Annotated in this window: 1 pseudogene; it reads right to left on the bottom strand. The window is 57.4% G+C overall.

The annotated features are described in order from the left end of the window. Positions 1-239: 239 nt before the first annotated feature. Positions 240-469, bottom strand: a pseudogene (locus tag HMPREF2865_RS11850) (transposase); the annotation flags it as partial.

Here is a 469-nt window from a genome sequence, read left to right as displayed (position 1 = left end):
ATGCCCGACGCATCGACGCCGATGTCGGCGGCACCCTTTTTGAAGACCTCCGCAACGAAAGCAGCTACAGCGCCGGCAGCATGGGTATCGGTGCCGGCTACGGCGGCAGCCTGAAAGGCAGCGACGGCTTCAATCAAAGCGCCTTTGGTCGTGCGTCCCAAACCGCCGGCCAGAACATGAACAAAGGCCTCAACTACAGCCCCACCCTGCCGCAGCATGAAAGCGGCGGCAGCCAAGGCTATTCCTTCCAACAAAGGCGACAGGTGTTTGCACTCATGGGTATTGGCGGGAGTGATGTGCAGTTTCCTGATACAGCCTTCCTCATCGGTGCGGGTATGTTGTTTGTAACCAAGTTTGTAGAGGCCGTTTTTCTTTGTCCGGCGGGCATCTTTATCTTTGCTCGGTGTGGTTTGTCCACTGACTTGTCCTTCCTCGTCGACTTCTATGGCCTGGCGCTGTTTGCTGCCGG

Source organism: Neisseria sp. HMSC073G10 (assembly GCF_001812605.1).
GTDB classification, from domain to species: domain Bacteria; phylum Pseudomonadota; class Gammaproteobacteria; order Burkholderiales; family Neisseriaceae; genus Neisseria; species Neisseria subflava_A.
This window is presented reverse-complemented; position numbering and strand designations above follow the sequence as displayed.